22 protein-coding genes and 1 riboswitch are annotated in these 22,132 nt (G+C 69.6%); of the genes, 8 read left to right on the top strand and 14 right to left on the bottom strand.

What is annotated here, in order from left to right; all coding sequences use genetic code 11:
• Nucleotides 1-36: 36 nt before the first annotated feature.
• The 8 genes from VPH46_RS12595 to VPH46_RS12560 form a co-directional block, all read right to left on the bottom strand.
• Entirely contained in the window at nt 37-630 is a 594-nt protein-coding gene (locus tag VPH46_RS12595) for a hypothetical protein (protein ID WP_416611705.1), read from the bottom strand.
• A 64-nt stretch (nt 631-694) separates the two neighbouring features.
• Nucleotides 695-1,693, bottom strand: coding sequence for a type II secretion system F family protein (locus tag VPH46_RS12590; RefSeq protein ID WP_165889983.1), 999 nt, complete (start codon nt 1,691-1,693; stop codon nt 695-697).
• A gap of 4 nt (nt 1,694-1,697) precedes the next feature.
• Complete coding sequence (locus tag VPH46_RS12585) at nt 1,698-2,675, bottom strand: type II secretion system F family protein (RefSeq protein WP_416611703.1); 978 nt, start codon at nt 2,673-2,675, stop codon at nt 1,698-1,700.
• Between the two features lie 45 nt (nt 2,676-2,720).
• Nucleotides 2,721-4,007 carry a pilus assembly protein CpaE gene (locus tag VPH46_RS12580; protein WP_416611701.1) on the bottom strand — a complete coding sequence of 429 codons (1,287 nt, stop codon included), beginning with the start codon at nt 4,005-4,007 and terminating at the stop codon, nt 2,721-2,723.
• The gene (locus tag VPH46_RS12575; RefSeq protein ID WP_416611699.1) at nt 4,007-4,708 is read right to left on the bottom strand and encodes a CpaD family pilus assembly lipoprotein; all 702 of its coding nucleotides are present in this window, start codon (nt 4,706-4,708) and stop codon (nt 4,007-4,009) included. The genes VPH46_RS12580 and VPH46_RS12575 overlap by 1 nt, the downstream gene beginning before the upstream one ends.
• 20 nt (nt 4,709-4,728) lie before the next feature.
• Nucleotides 4,729-6,246, bottom strand: coding sequence for a type II and III secretion system protein family protein (locus VPH46_RS12570; protein ID WP_416611697.1), 1,518 nt, complete (start codon nt 6,244-6,246; stop codon nt 4,729-4,731).
• A 1-nt stretch (nt 6,247) separates the two neighbouring features.
• Complete coding sequence (gene cpaB / locus VPH46_RS12565; RefSeq protein ID WP_125958959.1) at nt 6,248-7,282, bottom strand: Flp pilus assembly protein CpaB; 1,035 nt, start codon at nt 7,280-7,282, stop codon at nt 6,248-6,250.
• Between the two features lie 50 nt (nt 7,283-7,332).
• Entirely contained in the window at nt 7,333-7,803 is a 471-nt protein-coding gene (locus VPH46_RS12560; RefSeq protein ID WP_416611695.1) for an A24 family peptidase, read from the bottom strand.
• 47 nt (nt 7,804-7,850) lie between these two features.
• On the opposite strand from VPH46_RS12560, the gene VPH46_RS12555 reads away from it, so the two are divergent.
• Nucleotides 7,851-8,801 (top strand): alpha/beta fold hydrolase, encoded by a 951-nt coding sequence (locus VPH46_RS12555; RefSeq protein ID WP_416611693.1) that lies wholly within the window; start codon nt 7,851-7,853, stop codon nt 8,799-8,801.
• Entirely contained in the window at nt 8,798-9,892 is a 1,095-nt protein-coding gene (locus VPH46_RS12550; protein WP_416611691.1) for an NAD(P)/FAD-dependent oxidoreductase, read from the top strand. Before VPH46_RS12555 ends, VPH46_RS12550 begins: the two co-directional genes overlap by 4 nt.
• 4 nt (nt 9,893-9,896) lie before the next feature.
• On the opposite strand, the gene rnhA is transcribed toward VPH46_RS12550, so the two are convergent.
• Genes rnhA through ispH form a run of 3 tightly spaced genes read right to left on the bottom strand, consistent with a single transcriptional unit; the run spans nt 9,897 to nt 12,286 of the window.
• Complete coding sequence (gene rnhA / locus VPH46_RS12545) at nt 9,897-10,358, bottom strand: ribonuclease HI (protein WP_416611689.1); 462 nt, start codon at nt 10,356-10,358, stop codon at nt 9,897-9,899.
• Nucleotides 10,355-11,308 (bottom strand): homoserine kinase, encoded by a 954-nt coding sequence (gene thrB, locus VPH46_RS12540; RefSeq protein ID WP_416611687.1) that lies wholly within the window; start codon nt 11,306-11,308, stop codon nt 10,355-10,357. Before thrB ends, rnhA begins: the two co-directional genes overlap by 4 nt.
• Before the next feature lie 3 nt (nt 11,309-11,311).
• On the bottom strand, nt 11,312-12,286 hold the full coding sequence (ispH, locus tag VPH46_RS12535) for a 4-hydroxy-3-methylbut-2-enyl diphosphate reductase (protein ID WP_416611685.1): 975 nt from the start codon (nt 12,284-12,286) through the stop codon (nt 11,312-11,314).
• A 114-nt stretch (nt 12,287-12,400) separates the two neighbouring features.
• Here ispH and VPH46_RS12530 point away from each other — a divergent pair, with 114 nt between their 5' ends.
• From VPH46_RS12530 to VPH46_RS12505, 6 genes are all read left to right on the top strand, one after another.
• Nucleotides 12,401-13,048, top strand: coding sequence for a hypothetical protein (locus VPH46_RS12530; protein WP_416611683.1), 648 nt, complete (start codon nt 12,401-12,403; stop codon nt 13,046-13,048).
• 259 nt (nt 13,049-13,307) lie between these two features.
• Nucleotides 13,308-13,410, top strand: a riboswitch (glycine riboswitch).
• Between the two features lie 155 nt (nt 13,411-13,565).
• Complete coding sequence (gene gcvT / locus VPH46_RS12525) at nt 13,566-14,747, top strand: glycine cleavage system aminomethyltransferase GcvT (RefSeq protein ID WP_416611681.1); 1,182 nt, start codon at nt 13,566-13,568, stop codon at nt 14,745-14,747.
• Nucleotides 14,748-14,759: 12 nt separating this feature from the next.
• The gene (gcvH, locus tag VPH46_RS12520; protein ID WP_416611679.1) at nt 14,760-15,131 is read left to right on the top strand and encodes a glycine cleavage system protein GcvH; all 372 of its coding nucleotides are present in this window, start codon (nt 14,760-14,762) and stop codon (nt 15,129-15,131) included.
• A gap of 275 nt (nt 15,132-15,406) precedes the next feature.
• Entirely contained in the window at nt 15,407-16,765 is a 1,359-nt protein-coding gene (gcvPA, locus tag VPH46_RS12515) for an aminomethyl-transferring glycine dehydrogenase subunit GcvPA (protein WP_416611677.1), read from the top strand.
• Complete coding sequence (gene gcvPB / locus VPH46_RS12510) at nt 16,762-18,333, top strand: aminomethyl-transferring glycine dehydrogenase subunit GcvPB (protein WP_416611675.1); 1,572 nt, start codon at nt 16,762-16,764, stop codon at nt 18,331-18,333. Before gcvPA ends, gcvPB begins: the two co-directional genes overlap by 4 nt.
• A 181-nt stretch (nt 18,334-18,514) precedes the next feature.
• A complete protein-coding gene (locus VPH46_RS12505; RefSeq protein WP_416611673.1) occupies nt 18,515-19,276 on the top strand; it encodes a hypothetical protein in 762 nt (253 codons plus the stop codon).
• Between the two features lie 55 nt (nt 19,277-19,331).
• On the opposite strand, the gene VPH46_RS12500 is transcribed toward VPH46_RS12505, so the two are convergent.
• The 3 genes from VPH46_RS12500 to VPH46_RS12490 form a co-directional block, all read right to left on the bottom strand.
• Complete coding sequence (locus VPH46_RS12500; RefSeq protein WP_416611671.1) at nt 19,332-20,621, bottom strand: ectonucleotide pyrophosphatase/phosphodiesterase; 1,290 nt, start codon at nt 20,619-20,621, stop codon at nt 19,332-19,334.
• A 74-nt stretch (nt 20,622-20,695) separates the two neighbouring features.
• The gene (gene ychF / locus VPH46_RS12495; RefSeq protein ID WP_416611669.1) at nt 20,696-21,796 is read right to left on the bottom strand and encodes a redox-regulated ATPase YchF; all 1,101 of its coding nucleotides are present in this window, start codon (nt 21,794-21,796) and stop codon (nt 20,696-20,698) included.
• 96 nt (nt 21,797-21,892) lie between these two features.
• The coding region (locus tag VPH46_RS12490) for a hypothetical protein (protein ID WP_416611667.1) at nt 21,893-22,132 on the bottom strand (240 nt) is incomplete at its 5' end.

Genomic DNA, 22,132 nt, shown 5'->3' with positions numbered 1-22,132 from the left:
TGGCGGTGATGCCCCGCGCGGGGCGCCGCGCCCGCCTTACCCCCAGCGGCGGACGTGTTCGTCGTCGCGGCCTTCGCGGATCATCGCTGCCTGCTCCCGCCAGCCTTCGCGGGCGATGGTGCCGGGGGCGAGACGGAGTTGGACTTCAAGGGTCTGCTCGTCCTCGGCGGTCATCGTCTCGATGCCCTTGAAGGTCTTGATGCCGCGGTCGTTGAGCTCGCGTTCACGGACTTCGTCGATGCCGCGGATGCGCGACAGATTGTCGCGACCCCAGCCGAACCAGCCCCCCAGACCCTCGTGATGGCGATGCGAGTCATGCGTGTGCGACGTCGCCGCAGCGGCCGCAGTGGTGGCCGCGACCGGAACCGTGGTGCCGGCGACGGTGCCGGTGGTGCCCACAGGTGCGGCGCGCAGCGCACGATCGCGCTCGGCCTCCAGCTCTCGGATGCGGGTGTCGCGCGCCTTCAACTCGGCCACCGTCTCATCCCGGTAGCGGCGGTGCTCGATCTCCTCGGCATGGTGCCGCTCGCGCCACTTGCGGCCTCCCGAACTGGAGGCGAGGCCGAACAGCCAGCCTGCGACCAGGCAGAGCACGAGGACGAGATATTGAGTCGGCGTGTGGAACAGCATGGCGGCCTCCGGATCGATTCGGGGCGTCAACGACGCGGGCGAGCCCTGCGTTCCTTGGGGATGCCTACTGCGGGCTCAATGCGTCGGAGATCGAGCAGGCGGCGGGACCCAGGATCACCACGAACAGCGTCGGCAGGATGAACAGGATCAGCGGCACCGTCATGATCGCCGGCAGCCGCGCGGCCTTTTCCTCGGCACGCATCATGCGCTCGTTGCGGAACTCTGCCGACAAGACGCGCAGGGCCGAGGCGAGGGGCGTGCCGTATTTCTCCGTCTGGATCATGGTGGTGGCGACGCTGCGGATCGCATCCAGGTCGATGCGCTGGGTCAGGTTCTCGAATGCCTGGCGCCGCTCGGTCAGGAAGCCGAGCTCGATCGCGGTGAGGGAGAATTCCTCGCCGAGTTCGGGATAGGCGCGTCCGAGCTCACGCGCGACCCGGCCGAAGGCGGCATCGACGGTGAGGCCCGCCTCGGCGCAGATCACCAGCAGGTCGAGCGCGTCGGGAAGGCCCTTGCGGATGGCGTCCGACCGCTTGGTGATGCGGTTCTTGAGGTAGATGTCGGGCGCCTTGTAGCTCGCGACCAGCGCAACCGCGACGACCAGATAGGACTTGAGCGGCCCCCAGGTGGCGAAGGTGTCGGTGCCATACACGACGAACGCCACGGGGCCGCCGATGAGGATCGGCAGGACCAGGCGACCGAAGATCACCGCCACCGCCCATTCGCGCGAACGGATGCCGGCCTGGAGCAGCTTGGTCTGGGCGGCCTTGAGCTGTTCGTCCTGCAGCACCTTCAGGGACGACAGGGTGGCGCGCATCCAGTCGGTCGTCTCGTTCTTCTTGACGAGTTGTGCCCGGCGCCGGGACACCGGCGCGACGATGCCGGCCTTGAGCTGCTCGCGCCGCTCGTGGAGCGCCTTGACGCGCTTGGACATGGGATCGCGTACGGACAAGGCGGCATAGATCGCGATCAGCACGGCGAACGCGGCGACGCCGGCGAGCAGCGTCGCCACCATCAATACGTCCACGCCCATGATGGTCGGGCCCTCGGGGTTGCTCAGCATCGCGTCAGATCTCGAAACTGACCATCTTGGCCATGATGAAGCCGCCGATCGCCATCCAGATGAAGCCGCCGATCCCGATGACCATCAGCCGCTGATCCACGAAGAACTTGGCGAGATAGTCGCTGTTGACGAACCAGATGAGGCCGAACACCACGAACGGCAGTGAGCCGACGATATAGGCGGATGCCTTGGACTCGGACGACATCGCCTTGATCTTTAGCTTCATCTGCGATCGCTTGCGCAGCACGTCGGCAAGGTTGCTCAGCGTTTCCGACAGGTTGCCGCCGGTCTCGCGCTGGATGGCGATGGTGATCAGGAAGAACTGGAACTCCGGGGTGCCGATGCGATCGGCCGTTTCCTGAAGCGCCGCGTCCAGGGTGCGGCCGATGCGCATGCGGTCCGATACGGCGCGGAACTCCTCGCCGACCGGGCCGGGCACTTCCTGGCCGACGACGCCCATGGTCTCGGTGATCGGCAGGCCCGAGCGCAGGCCGCGGACCAGCAGCTCGATCGCGTCCGGGAACTTGGCGGTGAACTTGTTGATCCGGCGATTGATCGCCATGCCGACCACCTTGTGTGGAATGCCTGCCCCCAGGAACAGGCCCACGAACAGGCTGAGCAGCAACGGCATGCCCCGGCTCCACAGCAGGATCGTCGCCGCGATGGCGATGCCGAGCGTCGCCATGCCATACTGGCCGACGGTCCAGCTCTTGCCCGTCATCGACAGCCGCTTCTGGAGCTGGGCAGGGTTGGGCAGCAGACGCCCCGCGGCCACGTCCATGCGCGTGGCGCGCGCAGTCGTGATCCGGCGGATCTGTGCTTCCATGCTCGTGCCGGAGGCTGCCGCCTGGTGCCGCTCGCGGACCGCGGCAAGCCGGCGCGCGCGGGCCTTTCCCGCGGACGGGCCCATGAAGGCGAATGCCAGCAGCAGCAGGACCAGCGCCGATCCCAGGATCATCAGCAGGAACGGCATCGGGTTCATGCCCGCCGACCCCTGATCTGCCTCGTGCCTCGCATCCGGCCGCGCCTATCGCTTCGCCGGCTTGGCAGCGAAGCGTGAACGGAACTGCCCCAGGCGGCCGAGCAGCGACGGTGCCCCCGCGCCCGGTGCGGCCGGGCGACCCGCGCCGCCCTCGCCGAGTGCGTCCGCGACCGCCACGACCTGCGCTGCCAGATCGACCAGCGGCGCGATCGTCTTGGACCCCTTGCCCACGTCTGCCATCGGCTTGCCGAGCTTCGCGGCCTGGGCCGCAAGCTTCTGGTCGAACGGCAGCTGATAGTCGACCGGCCGCTCGATCGAGTTTTCGAAGTCCTTGCGGCTGATCTCCAGCTGCTGCGCCGGGTGCACCCGGTTCGCGACCACGAAGACCGTTGCCTCCGGCGCGTTGCTCTTGAGCCAGGAGAGGATGCGGATCGCGTCGCGCGCGGCGGCGAGCGTATATTCGGTCACCACCACGACCACCGGCATCTCCTGCGCCAGTTGCGGATGGTTGACCAGGATCGAGCGCGGCAGATCGACCACCGTGCATTCATAGGCGCTGCGCATCTCCTCGCGCAGGCGGCGGAAGACGCTGCCGTCGGTCAGCACGGGGCTGCTGATCGGCGCTTCGGCAGAGAGGACTGCCAGCCGGTCCGAGGCGCGTACCATCGCGCGCTCGATGAACAGCCCGTCGATGCGGCTGGGATTGTCGATCGCATCGGTGAGGCCGCGTCCGGGCTCCAGATCGAGCGCGAGCGCATCGGTGCCGAAGTGCACGTCGAGGTCGAGGAGGGCGGTGCTGCGCCCGGCGCGGTCGCTCACCAGCCAGGCGATCGAGGTTGCGATTGTCGAGGCGCCGGCCCCGCCGCGCGTGCCGATCACCGCGACGGCACAATGCGGTCGCTGCACCGCGGCTGCGGCCGCCTCGCTCGCCTTGGGGGCGGCCAGCGTCGCCTGCGCCTGGGTGAAGGCGTCGCGCACCGCGTCCGGATTGAGCGGCTTCAGCAGATAGTCCTGGATGCCGCTGGCGATCAGGTCGCGGTAGAGCCGGACGTCGTTGACCTGGCCGGTCGCGATCACCGCCGTACCCGGCTCGCACACCTCTGCCAGCGCGTTGATGTCGTTGATCGGATCGCTGGATTCCGAAAGGTCGACGAACAGCACCGTCGGGCTGGAGGCGACGGAGAGCGCCTGCACGGCACTGCGCAGATTGCCGCGCTGCACCCTGTCGGCCGACCAGCCGAAGGCGTGGACGATCGGGCGCAGCGTGTCGGCAGAGGCTTCGTCGGTGACGAAGCCGGCGAAGGGATCGCGATTGGCGGGACGGCTGGCCATCAGTTGCCCGCCGATCCGGTGGTGCCGGCGCCAATGCTGCCGCCAAGGCCTCCGCCGGCCCCGCCGGTCGTGTTGCCGCCGCCGGTGCCCTGGTTGCTCGAGCCGCCTGCGCCGCTGGGTGCGGCACCGCGATAAGCCTGGATCGCACGCGTGGCGTTGACCGGATCCGTGATGCCCGTGCCCGACTGGCCGTGAATCAGATCCTCGGGTTGCGCGACCATGGCAGCGAGATTGGAGTTCACGGCGCACCCGTGATTGGGGCTGGTGTGCGAATCGAGGGTGAAGCCGTTTGCGGAATCCACCCGCGGGCAGGTCGGCACGCTGGCGGACGCGCGGGTCAGGACGACGCGCACCATGCCCGCCGAAACCCCGCCCGGCGCTGGCGAGGCGGTGTCGGCAAGCAGCAGGCCGTAGCGTGCGGCCTCGGCCGCCACCTGCGCGCGGGCACCGGTGGCGCCGGCGGGATCCTCGACGGCGATCCGATCGCCATAGCCGGGCTTCAGCGCGGCCATCCAGCCGGCCAGCCGCCCAGCCTCTCCCTCGCTCAGGCCATAAGGAGTGGTCGCCAGTTCGACCGCATAGTCGCTGCGCGTGACGACCGGCTGGTTGACGGATTCCAGGCCGCGGTGGGCGTTGGGATCGCAGGCGGCGAGGAGGAGGGCGGGGGCGCAGAGCGCCAGGGCCGCAAGACGCGAGTACATGTTCTTCTCCATCGGCGGCGTCATTGGTTGCTGAAGCCCGGCGCGGCGGGCCGCTTCTTGCGCTTGCCCGAGCGCTCCTCGGCGAGCACCGGCAGGCCGGGACCGGCCGGCAGCGGCGCGCCGACTACCGGCGCGCCAACCACGGGCGGAGGCGCCATGGTGGGCACCGGCCGCGGCCCGCCGGAGGTCGGGCTGGTGGCATTGCCGAGCAGCACGCGATCCGCGTCGTCGGGCGCGCGATAGGCATCGGTGGGTAGCACGATCCGGTTCGCGTCGATCGGCTTCACCAGATAGGGCGTGATCACGATCACCAGCTCCGTCTCGTTGCGCTGGAACGCGTTGGAACGGAACAGCGACCCGATGATCGGCAGGTTGGCGAGGAACGGCGCCTGGTTCACCGAATTGTCGTGGGTGTTCGACAGCAGCCCGGCGATCATGAAGCTCTGGCCGGAGCCGAGTTCCACGGTCGTCTCCGCACGGCGCGTGGTGAGCGCGGGGATCGTGATGTCGTTGAGCTCCACCGAACCGGTGCTGGTGATCTGCGACACCTCCGGGCGGACGCGCAGGGAGATGCGGCCGTCCGAAAGGACCGTCGGCGTATAGGCGAGGCTGACGCCATATTGCTTGTATTCGACCGAGATGCTCCCGAGCCCACCCTGGCTGATCGGGATGGGGATCTCGCCGCCTGCCAGGAACGTGCCCGTCTCGCCCGAGACCGCGGTCAGGTTCGGGTTGGCGAGCGTCGTCACCTGGCCGTTGCGTTCCCCCAGGTCGAGCGAGGCGAGCAGATCGAGCCCCAGCAGCCGACCGGCAGCGCCGATCGTGGTCCCGATCTCGGGAACGCCGGGAGCGGTGAAGCCGGTCCCTCCGGAGGGCAGGGTCTCGATGGTGCCCTGGCGACCCTGGCCGATGTTGAACAGGAACCCGCCCGTGCTGTCGCGCGAGGTGAGGTTGACGCCGATGTTCTTGACGTAGCTGCGGCTGACCTCGGCGATGCGGACCTGCAAGTTCACCTGCAACGGCGTGGCCGTCTTCAACCGGCTGAGCACGCGCGTGTTCTCGCCCACGAATGCCTGCGCCAGGGACTGCGCCTCTGCCACGTCCTCGGGGGAGCGGACGGTGCCGGTCAGCAGCACCATGTTGTTCATGGGCGTGGCGACGATCTGCGCCTCGGGCATGGCGAGCGCGAGCATCTCACCGAGCGTCGTGATGTTGTTCCCCACGCGGACGGTCGCCGCATAGACGGTCGCCCCACTGCGGGAGACGGCGTGGACGGTGGTCTCGCCCGGGGACTTGCCGAACACATAGAGCTGCCGGGCCGAGCGGACCTGCACGTCGGCGATACGATCGTCGGCGACGAACACGTCCGTCATGCCCGCAGGCAGGTTGATCAGCTGGCCCCGGCCGGAGTTCATCTGAACCACCGGCGGCGAGGGTGCGGCCGTCTGTGCGGCGAGCGGGGCGGGCGCGCCCATTCCGGTCGCCAGGGCGGCGATCAGTGCGAGCGGCGTGCCCAGCAGCCTTGCCTGGATACGCATGTCAGTTCCTCCCCCCGACCGGGACAACGGAAACCGCGCTGCCACGCGCGATGCGGACGCTCGGCCCGGTGACGGCCATGGCGCTGCCGGCGGCACCCGGCATGGTCGGGAAGACCGCCGGTGGCGCCCGGTCCGTGTTCTGGGGCTTGCCGGGCACCGAGCTGCGCTGGAAGCGCGAGACGTCCGCGCCGGTCGACACGGTGCTGCCACCCTCGACCGGACGCGCGGCGAGGCGCGCGAGGGCGGCCCGTTCCGCGTTGGGATCGTCGCTGTCGGGAAGACCGGCGTCTTCGCCGCTTGCGATCGCTTCCTCGAGTTCGGTGCCGCTGTCGGCCAGCGAGCGGAGCGAAAGGGAGATCTGGCCCACGGCCTGAGCCACGGAGATCTTTTCAGCGATGCGCGGGGTCGCCTCAAGCGTCACGGTCGAGAAGGTGTTGACGACCGTGTTCCCCTTTTCATCGACCTGCTTGTCGGTCCGCTGGTCGGTGGCGAGCACGCGCAGGTTGCGCAGCATCGTCTCCGACGCCTTCAGCGGCGGGCCGTCGCCGCCACCCTCGATGTTCTGGGTCAGGATCAGGTCGACGCGGTCGCCCGGGAAGACGAAGCCTCCGACCGCTCCCTGCGCGGAAACCGGCACCGTCACCGCCCGCATGCCCGGGCCAAGCGCCGCCGCCAGGAAGCCGCGGTCGCCCGGCTTCACCAGCGCGCCCTGCGTGATCGGCTGGCCGGCGGGAATCGGATAGCGGACCACGGTTCCGACCAGCTTCGTCGCGTCCGGCGACCCTTCGGTGTAATAGGCATCGGTGACGAGGTCCTGCGGCCACGGCTGAAAGGCGAGCGCACCGGCATCGATGATCGTGCCCACCGGGAGCGCGCGCTTGGCGACCAGCACCTTGGGGCCTGCGACCACCGTCGGTTCGCCGGCTGCGGTGGCGGTAGGGGTCGATGCGCCCTGCATCAGGCTGCGCGCCATGAAGGCCGTAATGGCCGCCACGAACAATGCGCCTACCAGCAGCAGGACTTTACGAGAATCCATGACGTCGAGACCTTTCCGTCCCTGGGCAGCGATGTTGCGGCATTAGGCAGTCACCGGAACTGGTTAAGAATGGGTTCGCGGATCACGAGGAGCGCCGCCAGCGCAATCGCAACCCCATAGGGTATCTCAGGAAGTTGTTTCTTTTTTCTCAACAGCTTGTCGGCGACCATCAGCAGGGTGAGGGCGCCGCCCAGCAGCGACATCACCACCAGCATCCACAGCAGCGGCTGCGGCGGCAGCCACAGCGCCAGCGCGCCGATCAGCTTCACGTCGCCGCCACCCATCTGCCCGAGCCAGAAAGCCCCGACGAACAGGCCGAAGACCGCCACCGCCACCGCCAGCTGGATCGCGACGCCCGGCCACAGGCTGAGCCCGCTCGCCATCCACCACCCTGGTGCGAGCAGCGCGATCAGCGCATTCTTCCAGTTCGCGATCTCGCGCGTGCGGACGTCCTCGATGCCTGCGGACAGCAGAAGGACCACCAGCGCGAGCAGCAGAAACGAGGCAAGGGACAGCGGCATCGTCCAAGGGCCTAGACGCAGCCGCTTACGAAACCGTAACCGGGGGCATGGCTGCCCACGCCCTGTATCGCCGCGCGATTCCCGCCGCGGCGCGGATTACCCGATGGCATGCACCCGACGGGTGGGTGCATCGCCGGTTCGACTGGCCGGCGGCAGAGGGTGCCCGCCAGCGCGGCGCCATGCTGTTCCAGGTTGGGCGCGGCGACATATTCGAGAAATATCTGGAGAGCTTCGCCCACTGGCGTGCGTGCGGCTGGTCGATCACGAGCTTCGACTGGCGCGGGCAGGGCGGATCGGGCCGGCTGACCGACGACCCCCATTGCGGCCACATCGATTCGTTCGACACCTATGTCGACGACCTCGCGGCCTTTGCCGCCGCCTGGCGGGAAGAGCGGGCGGGACCGCACGTGATGGTCGGCCACTCGATGGGTGGGTACCTGGTGCTGCGCGCCCTGGCAGAGGGCCGGGTGACGGCGGATGCCGCAGTGCTGGTCGCGCCGATGCTGGGGCTGAAGTCGCCGGTGGGCCCGCGTTTCGGTGAGCGGGCGGCGCGGCTGCTGGCCGGGCTCGGCCGCAGCAGCCGCCGGGCATGGCGCGCCAATGAGCGACCCTTCACCCGCGCCGCACGCCAGACGCTGCTCACCTCCGACCGGGCGCGCTATGAGGACGAGCTCTGGTGGATGGAGGCGAACCCGGCCCACCGCACCGGGCCGCCGAGCTGGGCGTGGGTGCTGGAGGCGTTCCGGTCGACCCGCACGTTGAACGCGAGCCCTGCGCTCGCCACGCTGGACGTACCGGTCCAGCTGCTGGTGGCGGAGGGGGATGCGCTGGTCGATTCGAAAGCGGCGCTGGCGGTGGCGGCGCGGCTCAAGCGGGGAACCCTGGTCCGGTTCGGACCGGAGGCCCGCCACGAGCTGCTGCGCGAGAGCGATGCGATCCGCGATCGCGCGATCGGCGAGATCGACCGCTTCCTGGCCGAAGTGCTGGTACCGGCGTGACCCGCCGGGTCGCCATCGTCGGCGCAGGCATGGCCGGCGCCAGCCTTGCCGCGAGCATCGCCGGTAGCGACTCGGTCGTGCTGCTGGAGGCGGAGGCGCATCCGGGCTTTCACGCCACGGGCCGCTCGGCGGCGTTCTGGTCCGAGACCTATGGCGGGCCGGGGGTGCAGCCGCTCACCAGCGCGTCGGGGCCGTTCCTCCACCAGCCCCCGCCGGAGTTCGGCGGCGAGCCGTTCCTGGCAGAGCGGGGCGAATTGATGATCGCGCCGGCGGCGCAGCCGGCGGCACTGGACGCGTTCGAGGCGCGGTTCGCCGGATCGGGGATCGCGATGATGCGCGAGGACGCGGCGGGGCGGGTGCCGGGCCTGAGAGGCGAATGGCAGGGCCTGTGGATGCCGAGCTGCGCGGACATCGACGTAGCGCGCTTGCACGGGGCGTTTCTCGCCCGCGCGCGCCGGCTGGGCGCCACCCTGCGTTGCGACGCGATGCTGGTGGAGGCGCGGCGCGAGGCGGGAAGCTGGCGGCTTCGGCTGGGCGATGGCGGGGTGGTGGAGGTCGACGTGCTCGTCAACGCGGCCGGCGCCTGGGCGGACCGGGTGGCGGCGCTCGCGGGTGCGCGGCCGGTCGGCATCCAGCCCTATCGCCGCACCATGGTGCAGCTCCGCGTCGATCCGCCTGCACCGCCTTCCCTGCCGGTGGTGATGGACGCGGCAGGTGGTTTCTACTTCAAGCCCGAGCCCGGCCGGCGGGTGTGGCTGACGCCGCATGACGAGACGCCGGCCGAGCCGGGCGACGTCGCGGCGGAGGAGATCGACGTGGCGCTCGCGATCGATCGCATGCAGCGCGTGGTCGACTGGCGGGTCGAGGCGGTCGAGCGGCGCTGGGCGGGCTTGCGCAGCTTCGCGCCGGACCGGCTGCCGGTCTATGGCTGGGACCCGCGGGTGGAGGGGCTGTTCTGGTGCGCCGGGCAGGGAGGGTTCGGCATCCAGACCGCGCCCGCGGGCGCCGCTCTGTGCGCGGCGCTGCTGGGGCGGGGGACCGTGCCGGCGGGCGTGGACGCCGCTCTCTACCGCCCGGAACGCTTCGGCTGACGCCTCAGGCGGCGGCGCTCCGGCTGCCCACCGCCATTGCGGCGTCACTCGCAAGCTTGTCGGCGCGCTCGTTCTCCGGATGGCCGGCGTGGCCCTTCACCCAGACCCACTTGATCTGGTGCGGCTTGGCGGCGGCGAGCAGCGCCTGCCAGAGTTCGGCATTCTTCACCGGCTTGCGATCGGCGGTCTTCCAGCCGTTCTTCTGCCAGCCGTGGATCCACTTGGTGAGCCCGTCCATCACGTAGCGGCTGTCGGTCGACAGCGTCACCTGGCACGGCCGCTTGAGCGCGTTCAGCCCCTCGATCGCGGCCATCAGTTCCATGCGGTTGTTGGTGGTATGCGCCTCGCCGCCCGACATCTCGCGCTCGTGCTCGCCCGAGCGGATCACCACGCCCCAGCCGCCGCGGCCGGGATTGCCCTTGCACGCGCCGTCGGTGAAGATTTCGACGGAGGTCAGTTCGGTCATGCAAACGCGTTCCTGTTGTTCTTGTACCAATCGAGCCGCCGCAGATAGGCGAGCGGGTCCTTGCGCGTCACCAGCGCATCGGCGGGGGTGTTGATCCAGTCCCAGGCGCGCGTCAGCAGGAAGCGGATGCACGCCCCCTCCGCCAGCACGGGCAGCGCCGCACGTTCCTCGGCCGAGAGACCGAAGCCGGCTTCATATCCCGCCAGCAAAGCGCGTCCGACGGCGGGGTCGAGCGGCGTGCCGGTGCCGTCGAAGCTCCACGCGGAGTGCATCACGGCGAGATCGTAGGCGCGCACGTCGGTGCAGGCGAAGTAGAAGTCGATGAGGCCGGTGACTTCGTCGCCCAGCATCAGCACATTGTCGGGAAACAGGTCCGCATGGATCGCGCCGGTCGGCAGCTGGTGCGGCCAGGCGGCGAGGATGCGGCCAAGCGCGCTGCCCACCCGATCCCGCAGGCCCGGCTGGATGCTGTCGAGCCCGGACGCGCATTGCTCGAACAGCTGCGGCCAGGCCTCCACCCCCATGGAGTTGGGGCGGGTCGGGGCAAAGTCGGTGAGCGCCGCATGCATGCGCGCCATCGCAGCGCCCCCGGCGCGGGCCTGTGCCGGGGTGGGCTGGCTGAGCGAGACGCCGGACAGGAACTCGATCAGGCAGGCCGGGCGCCCTTCCAGCGTCTGGATCACCGTGCCCGTGCGATCGGGCAGTGCGCGGGGTACCGGGTTGCCGGCGTCGGCCAGCCGGTCGATCATCGCGAAGAAAAAGGGCAGGTCGCCCGCATCCACGCGCTTCTCGTAGAGCGTCAGGATGAAGCGCCCTTGCGTGGTGTCGACCAGATAGTTGGAGTTCTCGACCCCTTCGGCGATCCCCTTGGCGGAGACCAGCGCGCCCACGTCATAGCGGGCAAGGAAGGCGCCGAGCGCCTCCGCCGAAACCTGCGTATAGACGGCCACCGGTCAGGCGGCGACGGGTTCGAGGCCGCGGGGCAGCTTGAAGGTCAGCGTCTCGCGCGTCATCTCGACCTCGCGCTCGCGGATTTCGAAGCGCTCGGACAGGCGGTCGACCACTTCGCGCACCAGCATCTCGGGCGCCGAGGCGCCAGCGGTGAGGCCCAAGGTGCCGACGCCTTCCAGCCAGGCGAAGTCGATCTCGGACCCGCGCTGGATCAGGTGCGACGGCGTGCCCTCGCGCTCCGCGACCTCGACAAGGCGCAGCGAGTTGGACGAATTGGGCGCGCCGATCACCAGCACCAGGTCGACCGACGAGGCGATCGCCTTCACCGCCGCCTGGCGATTGGACGTCGCGTAGCAGATGTCGTCCGCCTTGGGCGCGACGATCGCCGGGAAGCGGCGCTGCAGCGTCGCCATGATGTCGGCGGTGTCGTCCACCGACAGCGTGGTCTGGGTGAGAAAGGCGAGGTGCTCGGGATTGGTCGGCATCACCGCCTCGGCATCGGCCACCGTCTCGATCAGCGTCATTTGACCCTCGGGCACCTGACCGAAGGTGCCGATCACTTCCGGGTGGCCGGCGTGGCCGACGAAGAGGATGTGGTGGCCGGTAGTCACCAGCCGCTCGGCCTGGCGATGGACCTTGGACACCAGCGGGCAGGTCGCGTCGAGATATTCCAGGCCGCGGTCCTCCGCCTCGGCCGGCACCGACTTCGGCACACCATGCGCGGAGAACACCACCGGGACGCCTGGTGGAACCTCGTCCAGTTCCTCGACGAACACCGCACCCTTCGCGCGCAGGCTGTCGACCACGAACTTGTTATGGACGATCTCGTGGCGGACATAGACGGGAGCGCCGTGCTTCTCGATCGCGAGCTCGACGATGCGGATCGCGCGGTCGACGCCGGCGCAGAAGCCGCGCGGGGCGGCGATCAGCAGCTCGAGGACGGGCTTGGGCGACGGCGCTGTGGCGAAATCGGTCATCCCCCGCGCATCTACGCGATTGCTTGCGTGCTTGAAAGGCGCTTCCTATGCTGGCGGCGGTCCGGGTCGGCGCTGCATGCGACGGCCCGTTCGTCGTGAAAGGTGTATCTCCCTGTGATCGTCCGAACGCTCGCTGTTTCCGCTGTCGCGCTCCTCGCCCTCGCGGGGTGCAGCCGTAAAGGCGAGATCGACGTGACCCGTGGCGTCGGCATCACCACGGTCCGCTCCGCCTGTCCGGCGGCAGGCGTGCCCGCCGGCACCGGCGACATCACCCTGTTCGATCCGGCCGGCAGCCAGCTGGCGAGCGCGATCGACGTGACCGCGACGATCACCAACGTGCGCGCCACCTGCAACGAGACGGGCGAGGACATCGTCTCCACCGTCACCTTCGACATCCAGGCGCGCCGCACCCGCAGCGATGGCGCCCGCCAGGTCGACCTGCCGTACTTCCTGACGGTGGTGCGCGGCGGATCGCAGGTGGTGGCCAAGCGCATCAACCACGCCGTGCTCGACTTTGCCCCCGGCGAGGCGCGCGCCCAGGCGACCGGCAGCGCGACCGCGGTCGTGCAGCGCTCGGCGGCGACGCTGCCGGACGAAATCCGCCAGCAGATCACCCGCCCGCGCAAGGCCGGCGCAGAGGATGCCGCGGTCGACCCGCTGTCGACGCCGGAAGTGCGCCAGGCCGTGCTCAACGCCTCGTTCGAGGCGCTGGTCGGCTTCCAGCTCACCCAGGACCAGCTGCGCTACAACGCCACGCGCTGAGTTTTGCATCGAGGGGGAGGCGCCCCTCCCCCTTGTCCGTTCATCTCGAGCAGCCGTCGAGCTTGTCGAGACGGCGTGTCGAGAGACCGCCGGGCGGGGCTCTCTCGATACGGGCTCTCGACAAGCTCGATCCCTACTCGAGACAAACGGTGGGGGCTGAGTGCCAACGGGGCTTTTAAACGAAGCGTCCGTCGCGAGGCCGATTGACTCGGCTCCGCGGCCAAGCCAGAGCGGGCGCGTCGATGGCCGGGAACGGCCATGGGCACGCGCGGGAGAGCGCCGCCGGCCTTGCAGGCCGCATGCGGCCGCCGAAGGAGCAACCGCCCCGGAATCTCTCAGGCTAAAGGGACCGCGCGCGCCAACGACACTCTGGAAAGCGCGCCGTGATTTCGGCGCCACCGAAGGGGTAAGCGCACAATCGCTGCGCGAAAGCTCTCAGGTTCCGTGACAGAGGGGGCGGCGGGGATGCGGGGAGGCCTGTGTCTGCGTCGTGCCAGACCTGCCGGAGACTGCGCGAATGAGCGACCCGATTTCCTCTTCCGATGCGGACGGCTTCGAGCCGATCGCGCCCTCGCTGCTGCCGCTCGACGCCTGGCATCGCGCCAAGGGCGGTCGCATGGTGCCCTTCGCCGGGTACGAGATGCCGGTACAGTATGAAGGCATCATGGCCGAGCACCTGTGGACCCGTAGCCACGCCGGCCTGTTCGACGTCAGCCACATGGGCCAGCTGCTGTTCACGGGCGAGGGCGTGGCCCAGGCGCTGGAAGCGCTGCTGCCGGGCGACCTCCAGGTGCTGGCACCCAACCGCATGCGCTATTCGCTGCTGCTCGCCGACAATGGCGGCATCCTCGACGACCTGATGGTGACGCGCCTGCCCGAAACGCATCCGTTCGGCGCGGCAGGCGAACCCGCACCGGCGGGCGAGGCCTTTTACATGGTCGTGAACGGCGCCACCAAATACGAGGACCTCGGCCACCTGCGCGAGGCGCTGGCCGACTCCATCACCATCAACCACCTCGAAGAGCGCACGCTGCTCGCGCTGCAGGGCCCGGAGGCGGTCGCGACGTTGGCGCGGCTGGTGCCGGGCGTCGACGCGCTGCGCTTCATGACCGCGGGTGCGTTCGAGTGGCAGGGCCATGCGCTGTGGATCAGCCGGTCGGGCTACACCGGCGAGGACGGCTGCGAAATCTCGCTGCCCGCCGAGTCTGTCGAGGCGTTCGCCGACGCGCTCACTGCCCAGGCGGAGGTGCAGCCGATCGGTCTCGGCGCGCGCGACTCGCTGCGCCTGGAGGCCGGGCTGCCGCTCTACGGCCACGACCTGGACGAAGAGACCACGCCGGTCGCCGCCGACCTGGGCTTTGCGCTGTCGAAGCGCCGCCGCGAGGAAGGGGGCTTCCCCGGTGCCGAGCGCATCCTGGCCGAGCGTGCCGAGGGTCCCGCGACCAAGCGCGTCGGCCTGCGCGTCGACGGGCGCCAGCCGGTGCGCGAGGGCGCGACCGTCGTCGACCAGACCGGCAAGACCATCGGCCGCGTGACCTCGGGCGGCTTTGCCCCCAGCGTCGGCGCGCCGATCGCCATGGCCTATGTGCCCGCCGCGCTCGCGGTGCCCGGCACCGAGATCACCCTGTCCCAGCGCGGCAAGGCCCATACCGCCGAGGTCGTGCCGATGCCGTTCATTTCCCACCGTTACGTCCGCTAAGGAGCGCCGTCGATGAGCCGTTATTTCACCGAAGAACATGAGTGGGTCGAAGTCGACGGCGACGTCGCGACCGTCGGCATCACCGAATATGCCCAGAGCCAGCTGGGCGACGTCGTGTTCGTCGAAGTCCCCGAGGAAGGCCGCGAGCTGACCAAGGGTGACGAGGCCGCGGTGGTCGAATCGGTCAAGGCCGCTTCCGACGTCTACACGCCGGCATCGGGCACCGTGGTCGAGGGCAATGCCGAGCTCGAGGCGAGCCCGGCCCTCGTCAACGAGGATCCGGAAGGCGACGGCTGGTTCTTCCGCCTGACCCTGTCCGACCCATCCGAGCTCGAAGGGCTGATGGACGCGGACAAGTACGCGGCGTTCGTCGCCAAGCTCTAAACCCCAAGTCCGCCAGCTTTAGGCTGGCATCTCGGGCGGCGGGCGTGGCTCTTGTGGAGTGAGCCCGCCGCATGAGAAACCGGTGGTCGCCGGACCTTTGCAAGAGGCGCGACAGGCGTCCAGACACTCCCGTATCCCTGCGCAGGCAGGGATCCAGGGCCAAGCAGAGCAACGGCTCGCGGCGCTTGAAACCCTGGGCTCCTGCCTTCGCAGGAGCACGAGACAGCGCTTTGCAAAGGTCTTGGCCAGCCGGGCTCCCGTCCCGAAGGATTGCCATGCGCTACCTGCCCCTGACCCAGCCTGACCGTGAGGCGATGCTCGCCGCGGTGGGCGCGTCCTCCGTCGACGCGCTGTTTGCCGATGTGCCGGAGGCCGCGCGCCTCGACGGCCCCGTGCCCGGCCTTTCCAACCACGCCAGCGAACTCGCCGTCGAGCGCCACCTGTCGGCGCTTGCCGCCAAGAACCTCGCCGCCGGCACGGCGCCGTTCTTTCTCGGCTGCGGCGCCTATCGCCACCATGTGCCGGCGAGCGTCGACCATCTGATCCAGCGCGGCGAGTATCTCACCGCCTACACGCCCTATCAGCCGGAAATCGCGCAGGGCACGCTGCAGATGCTGTTCGAGTTCCAGACGCAGGTCGCACAGCTGTTTGGCTGCGACGTGGCGAACGCGTCGATGTACGACGGCTCGACCGCCTGCTGGGAAGCGATCACCATGGCGCGCCGGGTCACCCGCCGCGGCAAGGCGATCCTCTCGTCGGGGCTGCACCCGCATTACGTCTCGGTCGCCAACACCATGGCGAAGTTCACCGGCGACGTGCTGGAGACCTCCGCGCCGACGCTCACCGCCGACACCGATGCCGAGGCGCTGATCGCCGCGATCGACGGGGATACGTCGTGCGTGGTCGTCCAGTATCCCGACATCCTCGGCCGCATTCCGGACCTGCGCCCGATCGCCGAGGCGGCGCACGCCAACAAGGCGCTGCTGATCGCGGTGGTGACCGAGCCGGTGGCGCTCGGCGCGATCGCCTCGCCGGGCGAGCTGGGCGCCGACATCGTCGTCGGCGAAGGCCAGTCGCTGGGCGTCGGCCTGCAGTTCGGCGGGCCGTACGTCGGCCTGTTCGCCTGCTCGGACAAGCTGGTCCGCCAGATGCCGGGGCGTCTCTGCGGCGAGACCGTGGATGCCGAGGGCAAGCGCGGCTTCGTGCTGACGCTGTCGACCCGCGAGCAGCACATCCGTCGCGAAAAGGCGACGTCGAACATCTGCACCAACTCGGGGCTGTGCGCGCTCGCCTTCTCGATCCACATGACCCTCTTGGGCGAAAAGGGCCTGCGCCAGCTCGCCGCGAGCAACCACGCCCGCGCCGTGGCGGCGGCCGACCGGCTGGCGAAGGTGCCGGGCATCGAGCTGGTCAACACCAGCTTCTTCAACGAGTTCACGCTGAAGCTGTCGAAGGAAGCACGGCCGGTCGTCCGGACGTTGGCCGACCGCGGCGTGCTCGCGGGCGTGTCGCTCGGCCGGCTCTATCCGGGCGAGGCGGAGCTTGCGAACGGCCTGGTGGTGGCGGTGACCGAGACGGTGACCGCAGAAGATATCGAGACGCTCGCAACCGAGCTCGAAGAGGTGCTGGCATGACGATCAACCAGAGCGGCTGGCGCCCCGAGATGGGCGGCGGCGACGAGGCCACCCAGGCGACCTTCACCGGCAACCGCGCGCTGATGCTCGAAGAGCCGCTGCTGTTCGAGATCGGCTCGGCCGACGTGACCGGCGTCGACTTCGACGAAGCGCCCGAGGCGCCGTCGCGGCTCGGCGGCATGGAGCGCAAGGACCCGATCGGCCTGCCGGGCCTGTCGGAGCCGGAGGCGGTGCGCCACTACACGCGCCTGAGCCGTCAGAACTATGCCATCGACCTGGGCCTGTTTCCGCTTGGCTCGTGCACGATGAAGCACAACCCGCGCCTCAACGAGCGCATGGCGCGGCTGCCGGGCTTTGCCGACGTGCACCCGCTGCAGCCGGTGGATACGGTGCAGGGCGCGCTGGAGGTGATCCATCAGCTGGCGCACTGGCTGGTGACGCTGACGGGCATGGACTCGGTCGCGATGAGCCCCAAGGCGGGCGCGCATGGCGAGCTGTGCGGCATCCTCGCGATCCGTGCGGCGCTGGAGGCCAAGGGCGAAGGGCACCGCAAGGTGATCCTGGTGCCCGAAAGCGCGCACGGCACCAACCCGGCGACCGCGGCCTTCGCCGGCTTCAAGGTCGAGGACATTCCCGCCACTGCCGAGGGGCGCGTCGACCTGGAGGCGCTGAAGGTGCGGCTGGGGCCGGACGTCGCGGGCGTGATGATCACCAACCCCAATACCTGCGGCCTGTTCGAGCGCGACATGCGCGCGATCAGCGACGCGGTCCACGACGCGGGCGGCTATGTCTATTGCGACGGTGCCAACTTCAACGCGATCGTCGGGCGCGTGCGTCCGGGCGACCTCGGCGTCGATGCGATGCACATCAACCTGCACAAGACCTTCTCGACGCCGCACGGCGGCGGCGGGCCGGGTTCGGGGCCGGTGGTGTTCTCGGCGGCGCTGACGCCGTTCGCCCCGCTCCCCTTCGTCGAGAAGCAGGGCGACCGCTTTGCGCTGATCGAGGAAGAGACGGCAGGCGAGCATCATGCCGGCAGCTTCGGCCGCATGGTCGCCTTCCACGGTCAGATGGGCATGTTCACCCGTGCGCTGAGCTACATTCTCAGCCACGGCGCCGATGGCCTCTACCAGGTGTCGGGCGATGCGGTGCTCAACGCCAACTATGTCCTGCGCCAGCTGGAAGACGTGCTCGACGCGCCGTTCGGCGGCAGCGGCCCGTGCATGCACGAGGCACTGTTCTCGGACGCAGGCTTGGCCGAGGGCTTCACGACGCTGGACGTGGCCAAGGGGCTCATCGACGAGGGCTATCACCCGATGACGATGTACTTCCCGCTGGTCGTCCACGGCGCGATGCTGATCGAGCCGACCGAAACCGAGTCGAAGGCCGCGCTCGACCAGTTCATCGGCGCGCTGCGCTCGGTGGCGGAACGCGCCAAGGCCGGCGACCAGGCGCTGAAGGGCGCGCCGCACTTCGCGCCGCGTCGTCGCCTGGACGAGACCCAGGCGGCCCGCAAGCCGGTGCTGCGGTGGAAGGCGCCGCAGCCGGCGGCGCAAGCGGCCGAGTAACCGCACAGCCTCCTCCCGGGCCGGCGTCCGGGAGGACAGGCCGCGATACTTGCGCGTGGGCGTCGCTCGTGGAGACGACGCCGGAACCGTCCAAGTATCGCCCACGTTGTTCCGAATAGTTCACGCTCCGTTCAACCGCGTTCTGCGACCGATGCGGACATTCCTATTCGGGAGAATTCCCATGTTTCTGAAGCGCATCCGTACTCTCGCGCTGATCGCGGCAGCGGGCCTGGGCGTCAGCGCCTGCACCTATGGCGACGGCGGCTATGGCTATAGCGGCGTGTCCGTCGGCTATGGTTCCGGCGGTTACTATGATCCCTATTATGACGGTTATGGCGCCGGCTACTACGGCAGCGGCTTCGGCTCGCCCTATTGGGGTTGGCAGGGCAACTATTATTACCCGGGCACCGGCTACTACGTCTACGACCGCTATCGCCGCCCGCACCGCTGGACCGACAGCCAGCGCCGCTATTGGGAGCAGCGCCGGCACAACTGGCGCGGCGATGGCCGTCCGGGCAACAACTGGAACGACTTCCGCCCCGGCGACGGTCGCCCGGGCGTGCGTCCCGGCCGTCCGGGTGACGGACGTCCTGGTGTGCGTCCCGGCCGTCCGGGTGGCGGCCGTCCAGGCGACGGGCGCCCGGGTGTCCGCCCGGGGCAAGGCGGCGAGTATCGTCCCGGCGTCCGGCCGGGCCGGCCTGGTTCCTGGGTCCCCAGTTCGCGTCCGGGCCAGGGCGGCGCGGGTGCCCAGCGCCCGGATCGCCCGGGCGGCAGCGACGCGCGGCCGGGCGGCCGTCCGAGCCCGAGCTGGGGAGATCGCGGCGGTCGATCGAGCCCGCGCTGGGGTGGCCAGAGCGGCCGCTCCAGCCCGCGCTGGGGCGGGCAGGGTGGCCGTTCGGGCGGCCCGCGTTCCAGCGGCCGGGGCGGATCGCGTCCGAACTGACCCTAGGGGGCGGCGGGCTCCGGGCTGAACCCGGGGCCCGCGCCGCCCGCGCGCGTTACTGCGCCTTGAGAACGCCGCGGAACGGCGCGTCCGTGCCGTCGACCCCTTGGGCGGGCGGCAGGCCGACCAGGTCGCGCAGCAGCGGGTAGACGTCGACGTTATCGAAGTCCGGCAGCGTGCGCCCGCTCGCAAAGGCGGGACCGTTGGCGATGAACAGCGCCGTCATGTCCGGCGCCATGTTGTCGAAGCCATGGCTACCGCCCGCCTGGGGCTGTGTCGGCGTGGTCGGCAGCACCTGCCAGCCGTCCTCCGCGAGGCACAGGATGGCCGGCACGCGCGGGTTGCGGCCATAGTGGAAGCGGGCGGGGATCTCCCCCTTGCGCCAGCACTCCATGTGCGCGTGCGGCTTCAACAGAGCCTTTTCGACCGCCGCTTCCTTGCCGGGCGTTGGCGCCAGCGCGGCATAGGGGCCAGCCTCCACGACGTGATAGAGCGACGGGTCGGCGAGCTTGTCGAGGGCCACGACCCGCTCGCTGGTGGTAGCGGCCATGCCGTGATCGGCGACGATCACCAGGTTTGCAGGCTGGCCCATCGCGGCGAGACCCTCGACGAGCGCACCGACGGCTGTGTCCACATCGGCAGCGGCCTCGTTCACTTCGCGTGAGTCCGGACCAAAGCGGTGGCCAGCAGTGTCTACCGCTTCGAAATAGAGGGTGAGCAGGCGGGGGCGGATCGCGGCAGGGCGCCGCAGCCAATCGAGCACCCCGTTGACGCGCTGAGTCGGGCTGATCGCCTCGTTATACTGCTGCCAGTCGGACGGGCGGGTGCCGCCCTGCGTCTTGTGCGGCCATTCGGCGGCGCGCGTGGCGCCGATCGGAACGTTCGAGCCGGGCCAGAACTGGGTGGCCGTACGGATGCCGGCCTTCTCGGCCGCTACCCAGATCGGCTCGGCGCCGTTCCACCAGCTCGGATCGTCCGTCGCCATGGTGAAGACGTTCTTGGGATCCGCGGGATCCTCCATGCGATTGGCGACGATGCCGTGCCGGTCGGGCCGCAGGCCGGTCACCAGCGTCCAGTGATTGGGGAAGGTCTTGGAGGGGAAGGAGGGGTGCATCGGCCCAGTCACGCCGCTTGCGGCGAGGCGGGAGAGCACCGGCGTCACGCCGCGCTGCAGATAATCGGGGCGGAAGCCGTCGATCGAGACGAGGATGGTGACGGGCGCGCGGGCCTCCGCAGGGGCGGTCGCCGGGGCAGTGCCGGCGACCGTGTCCGGAGCCGGCAGGGTCTGGGTGCAGGCGGTGAGCGAGGTGACGGCCAGGAACGCGGCGGAGAGGGGCTTGAGCATGGCCCGCCCTTCGCGCGCGTCCGCGGCAGGAATATGACAGTTGCGCCCTTGCCGGCCTTTCGACCGGCAAAGGATCAGACGTTGAAGCGGAACAGCATCACGTCGCCGTCATGGACGACATATTCCTTGCCCTCCTGGCGCAGCTTGCCCGCCTCCCGCGCGCCGGCTTCGCCGTTGCAGGCGATGTAGTCGTCGTATGCGATGGTCTCGGCGCGGATGAAGCCGCGCTCGAAGTCGGTGTGGATCTCGCCGGCGGCCTGTGGCGCCTTGGCGCCGGCTTCCACCGTCCAGGCGCGGGCTTCCTTGGGGCCGACCGTGAAGAAGGTCAGCAGGTTGAGCAGCTTGTAGCCGGCGCGGATCACGCGGGCGAGGCCGGTTTCGGTCAGGCCCAGGTCACTCAGGAACTCCTGGCGGTCGGCGGGTTCCATGGTCGCGATCTCTGCCTCGATCGCGGCGGAGACGACGACGGCCTGTGCGCCCTCGGCGGCAGCCTTCTCGAACACCTTGGCGGAGAGCGCATTGCCCTCGGCCGCGTCCTCCTCGTTCACGTTGCAGACGTAGAGCACCGGCTTCGCGGTGAGCAGCTGCGCCTGGGCGAACACGCGCGCTTCCTCGTCGTCCTTGGGCTGGGTCAGCCGCGCCGGCTTGCCCTCTCGAAGCAGCTCCAGCGCCTGGCCGAGCACGGAGGCGCCGATCTTGGCTTCCTTGTCGCCCTGCTGGCCCTTCTTGACGAGGTTGGGGACGCGCTTTTCCAGGCTCTCCAGGTCCGACAGCATCAGCTCGGTCTCGACCGTCTCGGCGTCGGCGATCGGATCGACCTTGTTGTCGACGTGCTGGATGTCGTCGTTCTCGAAGCAGCGCAGGACGTGGACGATCGCGTCCACCTCACGGATGTTGCCCAGGAACTGGTTGCCGAGGCCCTCGCCCTTGGACGCGCCGCGCACGAGCCCCGCGATGTCCACGAAGCCGAGCTGGGTCTCGATGATCTTCTGCGAGCCGGCGATGGCGGCCAGCTTCTCCAGCCGCTCGTCGGGGACGGCGACGTTCCCGACGTTGGGCTCGATGGTGCAGAACGGATAGTTTGCCGCCTGCGCCGCTGCCGTCTGGGTCAGCGCGTTGAAAAGAGTGGACTTGCCGACGTTCGGAAGCCCGACGATGCCGCAGCGGAAACCCATGTCCGGTTCTTCGATCCCGTTGGTGAAGGTGAAGCCCGCCGCATAGGCGTTTCGGGCTCCCTTTACCAGACGGGTGCTGCGGCACCGCCGCGAAGGCTATGCTTTCTTGGTCGTCTTCTTGCGCTTGGCCTTGGCTTTGGCCTTCGGCGCCTCGCTGTCGCGGGAAAGCAGCAGCACGGCACCGATCGCGAGCGCGCCGAGGCCGACGCCGGCAAGCGTCGCCAGCGTTACGCTGCGCGTCCGCTCGCGATCCGCCTCATCCTGCTCGCGGCGGGCGGCGGCGCGCGCCGCCGTCTCTGCAATTGCGGGCGATGGCGGGGGCGGTGCCTGGCTCTT

Origin of the sequence: Sphingomonas sp. MJ1 (PH-R8) (assembly GCF_048058635.1) — a bacterium.
Taxonomy (GTDB): domain Bacteria; phylum Pseudomonadota; class Alphaproteobacteria; order Sphingomonadales; family Sphingomonadaceae; genus Sphingomonas.
This window is presented reverse-complemented; position numbering and strand designations above follow the sequence as displayed.